Origin of the sequence: Duganella violaceipulchra, assembly GCF_019166075.1 — a bacterium.
In the GTDB taxonomy this organism is placed as follows: domain Bacteria; phylum Pseudomonadota; class Gammaproteobacteria; order Burkholderiales; family Burkholderiaceae_D; genus Rugamonas; species Rugamonas violaceipulchra.
On record NZ_JAHTGR010000021.1, the window covers coordinates 87,097 to 102,369 of the forward strand.

Annotated in this window: 12 protein-coding genes and 1 other RNA gene; 10 read left to right on the forward strand and 3 right to left on the reverse strand. The window is 63.7% G+C overall.

The window, feature by feature from the left end:
• Window positions 1-10: 10 nt before the first annotated feature.
• A complete protein-coding gene (dgoD, locus tag KVP70_RS28500) occupies window positions 11-1,159 on the reverse strand; it encodes a galactonate dehydratase (RefSeq protein ID WP_217945767.1) in 1,149 nt (382 codons plus the stop codon).
• Window positions 1,160-1,380: 221 nt separating this feature from the next.
• On the opposite strand from dgoD, the gene KVP70_RS28505 reads away from it, so the two are divergent.
• From KVP70_RS28505 to KVP70_RS28545, 9 genes are all read left to right on the forward strand, one after another.
• Window positions 1,381-2,316 (forward strand): SMP-30/gluconolactonase/LRE family protein, encoded by a 936-nt coding sequence (locus tag KVP70_RS28505; RefSeq protein WP_229225152.1) that lies wholly within the window; start codon window positions 1,381-1,383, stop codon window positions 2,314-2,316.
• A gap of 48 nt (window positions 2,317-2,364) precedes the next feature.
• A complete protein-coding gene (locus KVP70_RS28510; protein WP_217945768.1) occupies window positions 2,365-3,327 on the forward strand; it encodes a LysR substrate-binding domain-containing protein in 963 nt (320 codons plus the stop codon).
• A gap of 140 nt (window positions 3,328-3,467) precedes the next feature.
• Window positions 3,468-6,056: a TonB-dependent receptor gene (locus tag KVP70_RS28515; protein WP_217945769.1), complete on the forward strand. Its 2,589-nt coding sequence runs from the start codon at window positions 3,468-3,470 to the stop codon at window positions 6,054-6,056.
• Between the two features lie 72 nt (window positions 6,057-6,128).
• The gene (gene galA, locus KVP70_RS28520) at window positions 6,129-8,978 is read left to right on the forward strand and encodes a beta-galactosidase GalA (protein ID WP_217945770.1); all 2,850 of its coding nucleotides are present in this window, start codon (window positions 6,129-6,131) and stop codon (window positions 8,976-8,978) included.
• Between the two features lie 44 nt (window positions 8,979-9,022).
• Complete coding sequence (locus KVP70_RS28525) at window positions 9,023-9,337, forward strand: cell division protein ZapB (RefSeq protein ID WP_229225153.1); 315 nt, start codon at window positions 9,023-9,025, stop codon at window positions 9,335-9,337.
• Entirely contained in the window at window positions 9,334-9,645 is a 312-nt protein-coding gene (locus tag KVP70_RS28530; protein WP_020701461.1) for a cell division protein ZapA, read from the forward strand. The genes KVP70_RS28525 and KVP70_RS28530 overlap by 4 nt, the downstream gene beginning before the upstream one ends.
• 46 nt (window positions 9,646-9,691) lie before the next feature.
• Window positions 9,692-9,872: non-coding RNA, 6S RNA (gene ssrS, locus KVP70_RS28535), on the forward strand.
• A gap of 63 nt (window positions 9,873-9,935) precedes the next feature.
• Complete coding sequence (locus KVP70_RS28540; RefSeq protein WP_217945771.1) at window positions 9,936-10,403, forward strand: EVE domain-containing protein; 468 nt, start codon at window positions 9,936-9,938, stop codon at window positions 10,401-10,403.
• The gene (locus KVP70_RS28545) at window positions 10,403-11,227 is read left to right on the forward strand and encodes a sulfite exporter TauE/SafE family protein (RefSeq protein WP_217945772.1); all 825 of its coding nucleotides are present in this window, start codon (window positions 10,403-10,405) and stop codon (window positions 11,225-11,227) included. The genes KVP70_RS28540 and KVP70_RS28545 overlap by 1 nt, the downstream gene beginning before the upstream one ends.
• Before the next feature lie 75 nt (window positions 11,228-11,302).
• Here the strand turns inward: KVP70_RS28545 and lgt are convergent, their stop codons facing one another.
• Together lgt and KVP70_RS28555 are read right to left on the reverse strand one after the other, a co-directional pair.
• Entirely contained in the window at window positions 11,303-12,148 is an 846-nt protein-coding gene (lgt, locus tag KVP70_RS28550) for a prolipoprotein diacylglyceryl transferase (RefSeq protein ID WP_217945773.1), read from the reverse strand.
• The gene (locus KVP70_RS28555; RefSeq protein ID WP_217945774.1) at window positions 12,142-13,038 is read right to left on the reverse strand and encodes a LysR family transcriptional regulator; all 897 of its coding nucleotides are present in this window, start codon (window positions 13,036-13,038) and stop codon (window positions 12,142-12,144) included. Before KVP70_RS28555 ends, lgt begins: the two co-directional genes overlap by 7 nt.
• Window positions 13,039-13,184: 146 nt before the next feature.
• Here KVP70_RS28555 and ilvD point away from each other — a divergent pair, with 146 nt between their 5' ends.
• On the forward strand, window positions 13,185-15,047 hold the full coding sequence (gene ilvD / locus KVP70_RS28560) for a dihydroxy-acid dehydratase (protein ID WP_217945775.1): 1,863 nt from the start codon (window positions 13,185-13,187) through the stop codon (window positions 15,045-15,047).
• Window positions 15,048-15,273: the final 226 nt, after the last annotated feature.

Here is a 15,273-nt window from a genome sequence, read left to right on the forward strand (position 1 = left end):
CTTTATTCGCTTACCACTCGGCGACGCTGCCGTCGGCGTGACGCCATACCGGGTTGCGCCAGTCCGGCGCATTTTTGCTGGCGGCGATCACGCGTTCTTCGTCGACTTCCACGCCCAGGCCAGGTTTGGTCAGCGGTTTCATGTAGCCGTCGGTGATGCGGAAGTCTTCCTTGTTGAGGACATAGTCGAGCAGCTCGCCGCCCTTGTTGTAGTGAATGCCCATGCTTTGCTCCTGCAGCACCGCGTTGTAGGACACGAAGTCCACGCTCAGGCAGGCCGCCAGCGCGACAGGGCCGAGCGGGCAATGCGGCGCCAGCGCGATGTCGTAGGCTTCCGCCATCGAGGCGATCTTCATGCATTCGGTGATGCCGCCCGCGTGCGACAGGTCCGGCTGCACGATTGACAGGCCACCGGCATGGAACACGTTCTTGAATTCGAAGCGCGAGTACATGCGCTCACCGGCCGCCAGCGGAATCGACGTGGTTTCGGCCAGGCGCGGATAATACTCGGCCTGTTCGGCCAGCACCGGCTCTTCGACGAACAGCGGGCGATACGGCTCCAGCTCGCGCAGCAGCACCTTGGCCATCGGCGCGGCCACGCGGCCGTGGAAGTCCAGGCCGAATTCGATGCTGTTGCCGAAGGCGGCGCGGATCTCGGCCACGCGCTCGACCGCCTTGTCGACGGCGGCTGCGGTGTCCAGCATGCCCAGTTCCTCGGTGGCGTTCATCTTGAACGTATCGAAGCCGCCTTCGCGCAGCTTGCTGATGTGCTCAATGATGTCGGAAGGACGGTCGCCGCCCACCCAGCTGTACATCTTCATGCGGTCGCGTACCAGGCCGCCCAGCAGCTCGTAGACCGGCTTGCCCATGACCTTGCCCTTGATGTCCCACAGCGCCTGGTCGATGCCGGCGATGGCGCTCATCGTGATCGCGCCGCCGCGATAGAAGCCGGCGCGGTACATGGTTTGCCACAGGTCGTTGATGCGGGCAGGGTCCTGGCCAATCAGATACGGTTCCATTTCCTGCACCGCCGTCTCCACGGTGCGCGCGCGGCCTTCGATGACCGGTTCGCCCCAGCCGACGACCCCTTCATCGGTTTCGATCTTGAGCAGCATCCAGCGCGGTGGTACACGGTAGGTCGTCAGTTTGATGATTTTCATAGGTGTGGAGAGTGAGTTCAGGAACAGCGTCCAGTCTAAGCCTGCCAGCTAGACTGGAAATATGATTAATTCGTAAGTAGGCATATCAATATCGCATAGCTAGGGCGGGGCCTCGCAGGTATTCGAAATCGGCATGGCAGTGGGCGATTTATTCATGTCTGCCAAGGGAAGGGGGCGCTTAGACTGGTGCGGTCAAGTCATCTATCTGGAGTCCCCGCAGTATGAGCCAATTCAGTACGCCACTCGCCACTACGCCCGGCATCATGCTGGTACGCGTCGGCCAGGCCGGATGCGCGCTGCGCTGGGACGCCCAGGCGGCCTGCTGGCGCTGGCCGGACCCGCAGGGCGGCCAGCTGTATGCCTGGCCCGCGCAGGACAGCATGCCGAGCGGCGTGCGCCTGCTGGAAAGCGCGGGGCTGATCGCCTGTTGCCGTTCCGGGCGCGTGCTGCTTGGCCTGGGCAAGCGCCTCGGCTCGGTGGAGCTGCCGGCCGCCGGCCAGTCCGGCCGCCCGCTCCAGGCGCAGGTGCTGGCGACCATCGACGCTGCCGAAGCGCGCACCGTCATCAGCGACGGCCGCACCGACCGGCAGGGGAATTTCGTCTTTGGTACCGCTAACACCGGCGCCGACCAGCGGCCTATCGGCAGCTTTTATCAGTATTCGACGCGCCACGGGCTGCGCCGCCTGGCCTTGCCGGTGGTGGTCGCGGCGCGCAGCATCGCCTTCAGCGTGGACGGCGCGCGCATGTACTTCGCCGACGCCACCAGGGGCGACATCATGCAATGCGCCTACGACGCGGAGCGCGCCAAGGTCAGCGATGTGCGCACGTTTGCTTCGGTGCCTGCGCCGGCGCCGGAGCGCGGCGCCGCCGTCGTCGACGGCGCCGGCATGCTGTGGAGCGTGCAGGGAGGGGCGCTGGCGCGGTACGACGCCGACGGCCATCCACGCCAGCGCATCGAACTGGTGCGCGAGCCGGTGGCCAGCATGGCTTTCGGCGGCCCTGACTTGAGGCAGTTGCTGTTGCTGGGCGCGCGCGGCGGCCTGTATGGACTGCCGGCTGGCGTGGCGGAAGAACTGGCGCCCGGCGTGGCCGATACCCCGTTCGACGACGGCCCAGCGGCCGTCGTCGATTCCCAACGTCCGCACCACGGTGATTGACGCTGCACCGGCGCGCCCTTATGATGGGCGATCCAGAAAATCACCCCTATGACCGATTCAAGCTCCGATCGCTTCGTCCGCTCCCACCTGAAAACCCGCCATTTGGTCTTGTTGGTCGAATTGGGCCGGCACGGATCGATTGCGCACGCAGCGCAAGCCGCCAACCTGACCCAACCCGGTGCGTCCAAATTATTGGGCGAGCTTGAACACGCGCTCGGCGTTCAGCTGTTCGAGCGCCTGTCGCGCGGCGTCGCCCCGACCTGGTACGGGAAAGTACTGATACGGCGCGCCGGCGCGGCGCTGGCGGAGATGGACGCGGCACACCAGGAAGTGATGGAGCTGTTGTCCGGCCTGCGCGGGCGCGTGGGCATAGGCACCGTGCTGGCGCCGGCCACCGGCCTGGTGCCGAAGGCGATCAACCTGCTGAAGTCGCGCCACTCGCGGGTGCATGTCGCGGTCAGCATGTCGACCAGTAAAGCGCTGGTCGAACGCCTGCGCGGCGGCGAGCTCGATCTGGTGGTGGGCCGCATCCTCGACACGGAGGCCGCCGATGAACTCAATTTCGAACCGCTGACCGACGAGCCGCACCTGCTGATCGCGGGCGCCGGCCATCCGCTGGCCGGACGCACCGACCTGAAACTGGAAGACCTGATGGAGCAGTGCTGGATACTGCCGCCCGCCGGCAGCATACTGCGCGACCGCCTGACGGCGCTGTTCCTTTCGCACGGCCTGGAGCAGCCGGCGGAGACCGTCGAGACCCTCGACTTGCCCGTCGTCGCCAGTCTCCTCATGAGCAACGACATGATCGTCGCGCTGCCTGCGGACGCCGTGAGACCGTATCTGGAGGCTGGCCTGATGACGGTGCTGCCGTTCGACCTGGGCGTGAGCATGGATTCGTTCGGCATTGTGACGCGCAAACGACACCAGCTCTCGCCTGGCGCCGATGCGATGCTGCTCGCGCTGCGCGATGCCGCAGCCGCCATCTACCCTCACTATCGCCGGCCCGTTTAAGCGTACTCAAGCGTGATATACGAACTTGGTATGGCGCGCACTCAATAAGCTATTGGAAGTGCTTCTTTCGTTTCGCTAGCATCCAGTTATTCGTCCTAGTCCTTAATCAGAGACGGAACTACACAACACTGGAGATGCACATGAAGCACAAAAAAATGAGCTGGCTCATCGCCACGCTCTTCACGTCCCCTCTGCTGGTCCAACAAGCGTTTGCCCAGGAAGCCGCAGCCGATATCCAACAAGTGAACGTCACCGGCATCCGTGCCTCGGTGCGCAACGCCTTGGCCGCGAAGGAAGCTTCGAACAGCATCGTGGAGGTGATCTCGTCGGAAGACATCGGCAAGCTGCCCGATACCACCATCGCCGAATCGCTGGCGCGCCTGCCGGGCATGTCGTCCGGCCTGGATCGCGGCAACGCCAGCCAGATCGTCGCACGCGGCCTGGGCCCGCGCTTCATCGGCGCCACGCTGAACGGCCGCGAGCTGGCCTCGTCGGAGCCCAACCGCGCCGTGCGTTTCGAGCAGTTCCCATCGGAGTCGCTGAGCGGCGCCACCATCTACAAGACGCAGAACGCCGAGCTGGCCGAAGGCGGCATCGCCACCTCCATCGACCTGCAAACCGTATCGCCGCTGAAATATTCGGGCCGCCAGGTGTCGCTGAAGGCGGACGCGCTGTACTACGCGCTGGCCAAGGACATCGGCGGCGCCGACAAGACCGCGCCGCGTCTCGGTGGTGTCTACATCGATCAGTTCAACAACAAGACGCTGGGCGTGGCGCTGGCCGCCAGCTACCAGGACCAGCCTTCGCTGCAAAAGAACGTGCGCCACTGGGGCTTCAACGAAGACCACTCGGCGGACCTGAACGGCGACGGCAAGGTAGACAAGACGCCTTGGGGCTTCCAGGATGAAGTCAAGCGCGGTAAGGACAAGCGCACCAGTGTCCTCGGCAAGGTCGAATGGAAACCGTCCAACGATGTACTGATCACCGCCGACAGCTACTACGCCAAGGCCGCGATCCGCGAACCGGGCCTGCAGCACTGGACCGGCGACCTGGGTAACTGGGACGGCTACGAGTCGGGCAACTTCAGCAACCTCGATATCCGCAACGGCTACGTCGCCGGCGGCACGCTGAAGAATGTCGGCGTGGTCACCAACGACTACCTGTGGATACAGGACACCAGCGTTGCCGCCAGCGGTATCAACGGCAAGTTCAACGTCGGCGACTGGAAGGTGGAGAGCGACCTGTCCTCGTCCCACGCGATGCGCAGCAGCCAATGGCGCGACGTGCGCCAGTTTTCGAACACCCCGACCACGATCACCTGGGACTTCACCGGCAACGAGAACCAGAGCTACAACTTCGGCATGGACACCGGTAATCCCGGCAACTTCGGCGCGGCGAGTCTGTACGTCGATACCGACGGCCATATCAAGGATCTGCTGAATGCGGTGAGCCTGAGCGCATCGCGTCCCATCGAAGGCAGCATCATCAGCCGCCTGAAGGTTGGCGTGCGCGCCACCGACCGTGAGAAGAGCTATCGCCAGACCACCTGGCAGCTCGATTCAAAGACGATTCCCGCCTCGGCCTACGAGACCGTCAACGTCAGCGGCTTCCCTTCGTACATCGCGCTGAAGGACTTCGGCGCTGCGACCTCCGCAGCCTTCGGCCCGGACGCCTTCAACCCAAACGGCCGCCCGCAGACGCAGAACGACCTGCTGTCCGGCTGGAAGGTCAAGGAGCGCAGCACGTCGGCCTTCGTGCAGGGTGACCTGGACGGCGAAGCCTTCGGCAAGACCTATCGCGGTAACGTCGGCGTGCGCCTGGTGCACACCACGCAGACCGGCTATGGCATGCAGTCGCTCAACGGCGCAGCGCCGACGGCGGTGGATGGGGGCACTTCCTACAACGAGATCCTGCCTAGCCTGAACCTGATCTTCAACATGGACGAAGCACAGGAACGCCAGGTGCGCTTCAGCGTGGCGCGCGCCATGTCGCGGGCGCCGCTGGACGAGATGCGTGCCTCGCGTAACCTGAACGTGGTGTCGGATAGCACCCAGCCGGTCACCGGCAGCGCGGGCAACCCTGAACTGAAGCCGATGATGGCTAACCAGGTCGACCTGGCCTACCAGTGGTACTTCGGCAAAGGCTCGCTGCTGTCGGCCGGCGCGTTCTACAAGAAGGTATCGCGCTACATCGCCATCACCAGCGACACCACCACCGTCAATGGCCGTCCGGCTACGATTACCCGTTCGGTCAACGGCGACGGCGGCGACATCCGCGGCGTGGAGCTGGTGTACCAGCAGGCCTTTACTTCGCTGCCTGCGCCGTTCGACGGCCTGGGCATCGCCAGCAACTACGCCTACACCACCAGCAACATCCACGAGAAAACGCCGAGCGTGAATCCTTATCCGATCGAAGGTCTGATGAAGAGCAACGGCGGCGTGACGCTGTGGTACGAGAAGGCAGGCTACGAGGCGCGCATCTCGGCCAACTACCACAGTGCTTTTGTGCGTAATCCGACCTGGGGCGCCGGCCAGTTGATCATGAACGAAGCCGAAACCTACCTGACGCTGAACCTGGCCAAACAGCTGACGCCGAACGTGCAACTGCGCTTTGGCATCGATAACCTGACCAACCAGAAGGCCGTCTACACCAGCGCGAATATTCCTGTGCAGCAGGAGGTGACCGAGTTTGGCCGCCGCTTCAACCTTGGTTTGTCGTTCAAGCTGTAATCTGTTTTTATCGTGGTTTTAGCGGAGCGGTGCGTGATGGCGCTGCTCCGTTTTTTTATTCGGAGGCGCGGATTGAAATCGTACACATTCAACTGGCGGCGGCTGTGGTCCGCCATCCTTCTGCTGTCGGCCTGCGTGGCCGCGCAGGCCGCAACGCCGGGGCGTGAGCGGCTGTCGCTCGATCGCGGCTGGCTGTTCCATCTGGGCGATATCGTCCAGCCGCCGATCAAGGGGCATGGCGAATCCTACGGCAACGCCAAGGCCGGCAACGCCGCCGGCGCGGCCGGTACTGAATATGACGATTCCGACTGGCGCCACCTGGACCTGCCGCACGACTGGGCGGTTGAGGGCCCGTTCGATCCCAACGCCAACGTCTCGCAGGGCTATCGTCCGCGCGGCATCGGCTGGTACCGGCGCTATCTGCGCGTGGAAGCGGCCGACCGCGGCCGCCATTTTGAATTGCAGTTCGACGCCATCGCCACCCACGCCACCGTTTGGGTGAACGGCAATGTGGTGAACCGCAACTGGTCCGGCTACAACTCCAGCTATATCGACATCACGCCCTACCTTCGCTACGGCGATGCGATGAACACCATCGCCATCCGCGCCGATGCCGAGGCCATGGAAGGCTGGTGGTACGAGGGCGCGGGCATGTATCGCCACGCGTGGCTGGTCAAGCGCGATCCGGTGCATATCGTGACCGACGGCGTGCATGCGACGCCGCGCGCGGGCAAGGGAACGCAGTGGACGATACCGGTTGAGGTTACGCTGAACAATAGCGGCAAGCAGGCCAGCGGCGTGACGGTGGAAGTGTCGCTGTTCGACCCTGCCGGAAAACAGGTGGCCCGTCAGAGCGCGACCGCGCGCGTGACGGTGCTGGGCACGAATACCGTGCAGGTGCCGCTGGCTGTCGCCAACCCGGCATTGTGGTCGCTGGAGAAAACCAATCTGTATCGCGTGACGACGCGCGTTCTTCAGGATGGCAAGGCGCTCGATGAGGTGTCGCTCAATACCGGCTTCCGCACCATACGCTTCGATGCGGCGGAGGGCTTCTTCCTCAACGGCGTGCATGTGAAATTGCAGGGCGTGTGTATCCACCAGGACCATGCCGGCGTCGGCGTGGCGGTGCCGGATTCGGTGTGGGAGTATCGCCTGCGCCGGCTGAAGGAGCTCGGTGTGAACGCGATCCGCTTCTCGCACAACGCGCCGGCGGCCGAGGTGCTGGACCTGGTCGACCGCATGGGCTTCGTCGTGATGGACGAGAACCGCAACTTCAATCCATCGCCGGACTATATGCAGCAGCTGGAGTGGATGGTCAAGCGCGACCGCCATCATCCGGGCGTGATCCTGTGGTCGGTGTTCAATGAAGAGCCGGAGCAGGCCACCGAAGTTGGCTATGAAATGGTGCGCCGCATGTCGGCCACCGTGAAGGCGCTGGACGATACCCGTCCCGTTACGGCGGCGATGAACGGCGGTTTCCTGACGGCGTTGAATGTCTCGCATGCGGTCGACGTGGTGGGCTCCAATTACCAGGTGCCTGATTACGACCGCTATCACAAAGCCAATCCAAACAAGCCGTTCACCAGCTCCGAAGACACGTCGGCCTACATGACGCGCGGCGAGTTCAAGACCGTCCGCGAGAAGAACCTGATCGCCAGCTACGACGACGATGCGGCGGAGTGGGGCAACACCCATCGCGACGCATGGGAGGCGATCGCCACGCGGCCATACGTGGCGGGTGGCTTTGTCTGGACCGGCTTCGATTATCGCGGCGAGCCGACGCCGAACGAATGGCCGTCGGTCAGCTCGGTGTTCGGCATCATGGACCTGAACGGCTTCCCCAAGAACGCCTACTACATCCACCAGGTACAGTGGATCAAGGACCGTCCGCTGATCCACATCGCGCCGCACTGGAATTGGAGCGGCAGCGAGGGCAAGGACGTCCGTGTGATGGTGATGGCCAACGTCGAGCGCGTGCAGCTGCTGCTGAACGGCCGCCTGCTGGGCGAACAGCAGGTGGACCCGTACCGCATGAACAGCTTCAACGTCGCCTACGCGCCCGGCAAGCTGGAGGCGATCGGCTACAACGGCGGCAAGGAAGTCGCGCGCACGTCGGTGGAAACGACCGGCGCCGCCGTCGCGCTGGAACTGGTGCCGGACCGCGCGCAACTGGCCGGCGATGGCCGCGATGCGATGCCGATCACCGTGCGCGCGCTGGATGCGCAGGGCCGCGCGGTGCCGCTGGCCGATGCGCAGGTGACGTTCGCGGTGACTGGCGGCGGCCGCTCCATCGGCCATGGCAACGGCGATCCGAATTCGCACGAGGACGAGAAGGGCGCGACGCGCCGCCTGTTCAACGGCCTGGCGCAGCTGATCGTGCAGACCAACTACGACGGCGCCGAGGCGATCAGCGTGACCGCCACCGCGCCCGGCCTGGCGCCGGCGCGCATCAGCATTCCGGTCAAGGCGACACCGGCGCAGCCATTCGTGGCTGCGGCCGAAGCGCCGCTGACCTTCGTGCGCAGCTGGCGCATCGCGCCGGACAGCGCCGAGCGTCCCGACCCGAACCAGCAGCTGGCCAGCTTCGACATGAACACCTGGGGCTGGGGCTCGCCGCCGATGATCGCGCCGGCGGCAGCGAAGTATCGCCTGTACCGCGCCAGCTTCACGCCGCGCAAGAACCTGGCCGACGGCAGCGGCATGATCCGCTTCGCCGGCGTGCGCGGCAAGGCGGAGGTCTGGCTGAACGGCCAGTTGATCGGCAAGAAGGACAGCTACGCGCTGGCGGCGTTCGAGCTGCCGCTGCCGGCCGAGGCAGGCGTGGGCAAGCGCGAGATCAATGTGATCGTCGAGGCGGAGCCGGGTCAGGCCAGCGGCATCGAAGGCTATGTGAGTATTACGCCACGCCTGCTGGCAAAGTAGCAATTTTTGGCGGGACGTTGACAGTGAAGAAATAAATCGCGCGCTTGCCCTTCAAATATGCGGGGCGGGGGCGCGATTCGGTTGACGGCGTTCCGCGCGCTGCCTATAGTGGCGGGATGATTCCAGATTTCCAAGAACTATCCGACAAAATCGACCAGCTGGCCGAGATGACCCACGCGCTGCGCCGGGAAAATGCACAATTGCGTCAGGCTAATGCCGCCTTGGTGGTGGAGAACATGGGCTATCAGCGCAAGTTGAGCGAGGCGACCGGCCGCGTCGAGGCCTTGCTGGAAAAAATCCCCGCGCTCGACGGCGACGCCGAAGAGGAAGAACAGCCTGAAAACGAGGACGCACGATGATACAGCTCGATGTCACCATCATGGGTTCGCCGTATCGGCTGGTCGTCAAGGAGGGCGAGGAGCGCGCGTTGCGCGAGGCCGCGTCCTTCCTGGACAAGAAGATGACGGCGATCCGCGACGGCGGTAAGGTCAAGGGCAATGATCGCATCGCCGTGATGGCGGCGCTGGGCATGGCGGCGGAGTTCCTGTCGGTGAAATCGCCGGTGGGGCCGTTGTCGGAGATGTCTATACTGGATGTGCAGACGAAGATCAGCGCCATGCACAAAGTGCTCGATAGCGCGCTGACGCCGCAAGAAACCCTGTTTTAATTCGCTAAACTCCTTCCTTTGCGGCGGACAAGAGAGTAAACTTCGTTTCACCCTGCGGTGTTCGCGATTGCCATATATTCCTTGAACCATTTATGTGCACCGGTTGCGGAATTTTGTTCGATGGGCGTGAGCGTCGCTAGTCCGATGAACCCGAAATTGAACTAACTGTGACCACCTTGAACCGTTTGGTTCGGGATGCCGGCAAAGACGGCACAGGCGGGGCCTTATACTAAGAAGCGGTTGCAAGCATGTGAGTGCGCAACCGCTTTTTTTCGTCTGGAGAAAAACCCATGCAATACTGGTTGATGAAATCCGAGCCTGATGAAGTCAGCATCGACGACGTGATGGCGTCGCCCGCGCAGACCACGCCGTGGTTCGGCGTGCGCAACTACCAGGCGCGCAACTTCATGCGCGATGGCATGCAGGATGGAGATGGTGTGCTGTTCTACCACTCCAGTTGTCCGGAGCCCGGCATTGCCGGCCTGGCGAAAGTGGTGGGCGGCGCCTATCCCGACGCCACGCAGTTCGACAAGGACAGCAAGTACTACGATCCCAAGGCCACGCCGGAGCAACCGCGCTGGATCTCGGTCGACGTGCAGGGCACGCAGAAAACGCGGCTGCTGTCGCTGGCCGAGATGCGCACCATACCAGCGCTGGAGGACATGGTGGTGCTGCAAAAAGGCAGCCGTTTGTCGATCACGCCGGTGACGGCGGCACAGTGGAACGCCATCGTCAAGCTGCTCAAGAAAGGCGCTTGATGGATATCGGCCTGGTGCTGGTCCTGTTGTTGATGGGCGCCGTGGGCGGCTTCCTGGCGGGTTTGCTGGGCATAGGCGGCGGCATGATACTGGTGCCGTTCATCACGATGATCTTCAGCGCCAAGGGTTTTCCCGAGAGCGTGAACATCCATATGGCGGTGGCGACATCGCTGGGCGTGATCCTGTTCACGTCGATGTCGTCGGTGCGCGCGCACCACCTGCATGGTGCGGTGCTGTGGCGGGTGGCGCTGCTGCTGTCGCCGGGCATACTGCTCGGGGCATGGTGTGGGCCCTGGATCGCCAAGCAAATGAGTCCTGCGGGGCAGGCGATTCTATTCTGCGTGTTCCTGAGCTTTTCCGCCACGCAGATACTATTCGGTAAAAAGGCGGTAGTCGTGGAAGGCGTTGCGCAGCGTGGTTTGCCGGGTAGCGTCGGTATGTTTGGCGCCGGCGGCGTGATTGGTTTGGTGGCGGGTTTGCTGGGCGCGGGCGGCGGCTTCCTGTCGATTCCGTTCATGACTTGGTGTAACGTCAGGATGCAGAACGCGGTGGCGACCAGCGCGGCGCTGGGCTTTCCGATCGCGCTGGCGGGCACGCTGTCGAATATCTACTATGGCTGGGGCACGCCGGAGCTGCCCGAATATTCGCTGGGCTTTATCTACCTGCCGGCGTTGCTGGTGATCGCGGCGGCCAGCGTGACACTGGCGCCGCTGGGCGCGCGCACCGCGCACAAGCTGCCGGTGCAGACCCTCAAGAAAATCTTCGCGGTCGTGCTCTACGGCCTGGCCGCCTACATGCTGCGCAAGGCCTGGGGTCAAGTCTGACATTCGGACACGGCCTCTGCCGTAAGGGGCTTTACGGCAGAGGCCGTGTCCGAATGTCAGACTTGACCCCAGTTGTTAGATTGGCGCCCGGCCTTTCTGTTTGACTTTATAAGCCCATACCAGCATCACCAGTGCGCCGATGATCATCGGCAGCGATAGCACCTGGCCCGAGGTGATCGGCATGCCGAGGAAGGTGGTTTCCCAGTCCGGCGTGCGGAAGTATTCGGTGAAGAATCGCGCGCAGCCATACAGCAGCGTGTACGTGGCGCCGACCGCCAGCCGCGGACGCTCCTTGCGCGAGAATAGCCACAGAATGACGAACACCAGCAGGCCATCAATCAGCAGTTGATAGATGGGCGATGGATGGCGCAGCCCTTGCAGGAAGACGGGATTCGGATGCAGTGGGTAGGCGTTGTCTGGCCACAGCATCGCCCACGGCAGCGATTGATCGCTGGCCACTCTGCCCGGCAGCTCGGCGTTGATGAAGTTGCCCAGGCGGCCGGCGGCATAACCCAGCGGCACCAGCGGCGCGATGAAATCGTACACGTCCAGCAGGTTGCGGCCGCTCTTGCGCGCCCACACGGCCATCGCGATCAGCACGCCCAGGAAGCCGCCGTGGAAGGACATGCCGCCGTGCCAGACCTTTAGAATTTCTATCGGATTTGAAAAGTACTTGACCGGCTCATAGAACAGCACCTCGCCCATGCGGCCGCCGATCACCACGCCCAGCATGCCGTAGAACAGCATGTCGTCCAGGTCTTCCTTCCTCCAGCCCTGCGCGGCGATGTGCGGCTGCTTGATGCGCACGCGGCCCAGCGTGATGAACATGGCGAAGGCGAGGACGTACATCAATCCGTACCAGTGGATCGCCACCGGCCCCAGTTGCAGGGCGATCGGATCGGGCATCGGGTGTATCAGCATAGGGTGTTCTTTCTTAATAATTCCAAAAAGCCGCGCAGCACCGGCGAGGCATTGTCGCGCCGCCAGGCCAGGCCGGTTTCGACCAGCGGCGTGGCGTCGCGAAGCGCCCGGTATTCTACCCCGGTCCGCATCAGGTTGGACACGGACTGCGGCACCAGCGCTATCCCCATGCCCGCCGACACCAGGCTGACGATGGTCTGCATCTGGATCGCCTGCTGGCCTATCTCCGGCGTGATGCCGGCGTCGCGGAACACTGACAGGATGGCGTCGTACAAGGCCGGCGAGATCGCGCGCGGGAAGATGATCAACGGCAGTGGGGGCAGGGAGGCCAATGCCAGCTTGCCTTGCTTCTTCAGCAGGCCGGCCGGCAGGGCCAGCACCAGCGGCTCGCTCAGCACCGGCAGGTAGTCCAGTTCCAGTTTGGCCTTGTCCGGCAGCGGTGGGATCAGCAGGCCGGCGTCGATACGGTTGTTCAGCAGGTCGTCCAGTTGCAGGTCGGACGTGGCTTCCTGCAGCGTGATCTGCACTTGCGGATAGGCTGCGCGGTAGGCGCGCAGGAAGGGCGGCAGCACGCTGTAGTCGGCCGAGGAGATGAAGGCCAGCGTCAACCTGCCGACTTCGCCGGCGGCGGCGCGCTGCACCAGTTGCGGCAGTTCCTGCGATTGCGCCAGCATGCGGCGCGCTTCCGGCAGCAGCGCCAGGCCGGCCGGCGTCAACGCCACGCCACGGCGGTTGCGCTCGAACAGCGCGGCGCCCAGCAACGCTTCCAGCGTCTGTATCGTCTGCGACAGCGGCGGCTGCGTCATGTGCAGGCGCAGCGCCGCCTTGCCGAAGTGGAGTTCCTCGGCGACGGTGACGAAATAGCGCAGTTGCCGCAGCTCGATATTCATATTGTTTACTGTTGAAATTATATCCAGTGATATTTTATACGACTCATAGAGTCGAAAATACTATATTTGACAGCGGGGCAGGGCAAAGGCAATCTGTCATGCTACGACAGCGGTCTTAAGCCCGCCTTTATCACTGGAGAAACATCATGCCGCAATACCGTTCCCGCACCACCACCCACGGCCGCAACATGGCCGGCGCCCGCGCCCTGTGGCGCGCGACCGGCATGAAGGACGGCGACTTCGACAAGCCTATCGTCGCGGTGGTGAACTCGTTCACGCAGTTCGTGCCCGGCCACGTGCACCTGAAGGACCTGGGCCAGCTGGTGGCGCGCGAGATCGAAAGGGCTGGCGGCGTGGCCAAGGAATTCAACACCATCGCCGTCGATGACGGTATCGCCATGGGCCACGGCGGCATGCTGTACTCGCTGCCGTCGCGCGACCTGATCGCCGACTCGGTCGAGTACATGGTCAACGCCCACTGCGCCGATGCGATGGTCTGCATCTCCAACTGCGACAAGATCACGCCGGGCATGCTGATGGCCGCGATGCGCGTCAACATTCCGGTGGTGTTCATCTCCGGCGGCCCGATGGAAGCGGGCAAGGTGCTGAAGGTGGTCGATGGCAAGCAGAAGATCATCAAGCTTGATCTGGTCGACGCCATGATCAAGGCCGGCGACCAGTCGGTCAGCGATGCGGACGTCGCCGAGATCGAGCGTTCGGCCTGTCCTACCTGCGGTTCGTGCTCCGGCATGTTCACCGCGAACTCGATGAACTGCCTGACCGAGGCGCTGGGCCTGGCCCTGCCGGGCAACGGCACCATCGTCGCCACCCACTCCGACCGCGAGCAGCTGTTCCTGCGCGCCGGCCGCCTGATCGTCGAACTGGCCAAGCGCCACTACGAGCAGGACGACTACTCGGTGCTGCCGCGCTCCATCGCCACCAAGGCCGCGTTTGAAAACGCGATGGCGCTGGATGTGTCGATGGGCGGTTCGACCAACACCGTGCTGCACTTGCTGGCGGCCGCGCACGAAGCGGAAGTGGACTTCGATATGAAGGACATCGACCGCATCTCGCGCAAAGTGCCATGCCTGTGCAAGGTCGCGCCGATGACCGACAAGTACCACATCGAAGACGTGCACCGCGCCGGCGGCATCGTGGCGATCCTGGGCGAACTGGCGCGCGCCGGCTTGCTGGACACCTCGCTGCCGACCATCCACGCGCCGACCTTGGGCGATGCGATCGAACGCAACGACATCAAGCGCAGCGACGATCCCGCCGTGCAGCAGCTGTTCCGCGCCGCGCCTGGCGGCGTGCCGACGCAGACGGCGTTCTCGCAATCGGAGCGCTACGACGCGCTCGATACCGACCGCAGCACCGGCTGCATCCGCGACAAGGCGCACGCCTATTCGCAGGACGGCGGCCTGGCTGTCTTGTACGGCAACCTGGCGCAGAACGGCTGCATCGTGAAGACGGCCGGCGTTGATGAGAGCATCCTGAAATTCAGCGGCAAGGCGCGCGTGTTCGAGAGCCAGGACGCTGCGGTTGAAGGCATCCTTGGCGATACCGTGCATGAAGGCGATGTGGTCATCATCCGCTACGAAGGTCCGAAGGGCGGCCCTGGCATGCAGGAGATGCTGTACCCGACTTCGTACATCAAGTCCAAGGGCCTGGGCAAGGCTTGCGCGTTGCTGACCGATGGCCGCTTCTCGGGCGGTTCGTCGGGGCTGGTGATCGGCCATGCTTCGCCGGAAGCGGCGGAGGGCGGCGCGATCGGCCTGGTGGAAGAGGGCGATATGATCGATATCGATATCCCGAACCGCACCATCAACTTGCGCATCAGCGATGCTGATTTGGCGGCGCGTCGCGTGGCCATGGACGCCAAGGGCGATGCGGCGTGGAAGCCGGTCAACCGTCAGCGTTATGTGTCGCAGGCGCTGCAAGCCTACGCTGCGCTGACCACGTCGGCCGATCGCGGCGCCGTGCGCGATCTGTCGCAGATCAAGCGCTAAGACGTGGTGTCATTCCCGCGCAGGCGGGAATCCATGCTGAGTATCCATGCTTGGCGTTCTATGGGTTCCCGCCTGCGCGGGAACGACGTGCTATTTCTTGGCTCAATGCCGTTCCGTGTGGAATTTGACATCGGGTAACATGTCGGTTACATCCACTTTCTGAGTTCACGAGTCCCCGATGAGTATTGGCGTCGAAACCCTGTTCACCACCGCGCTGGGCCTGCAA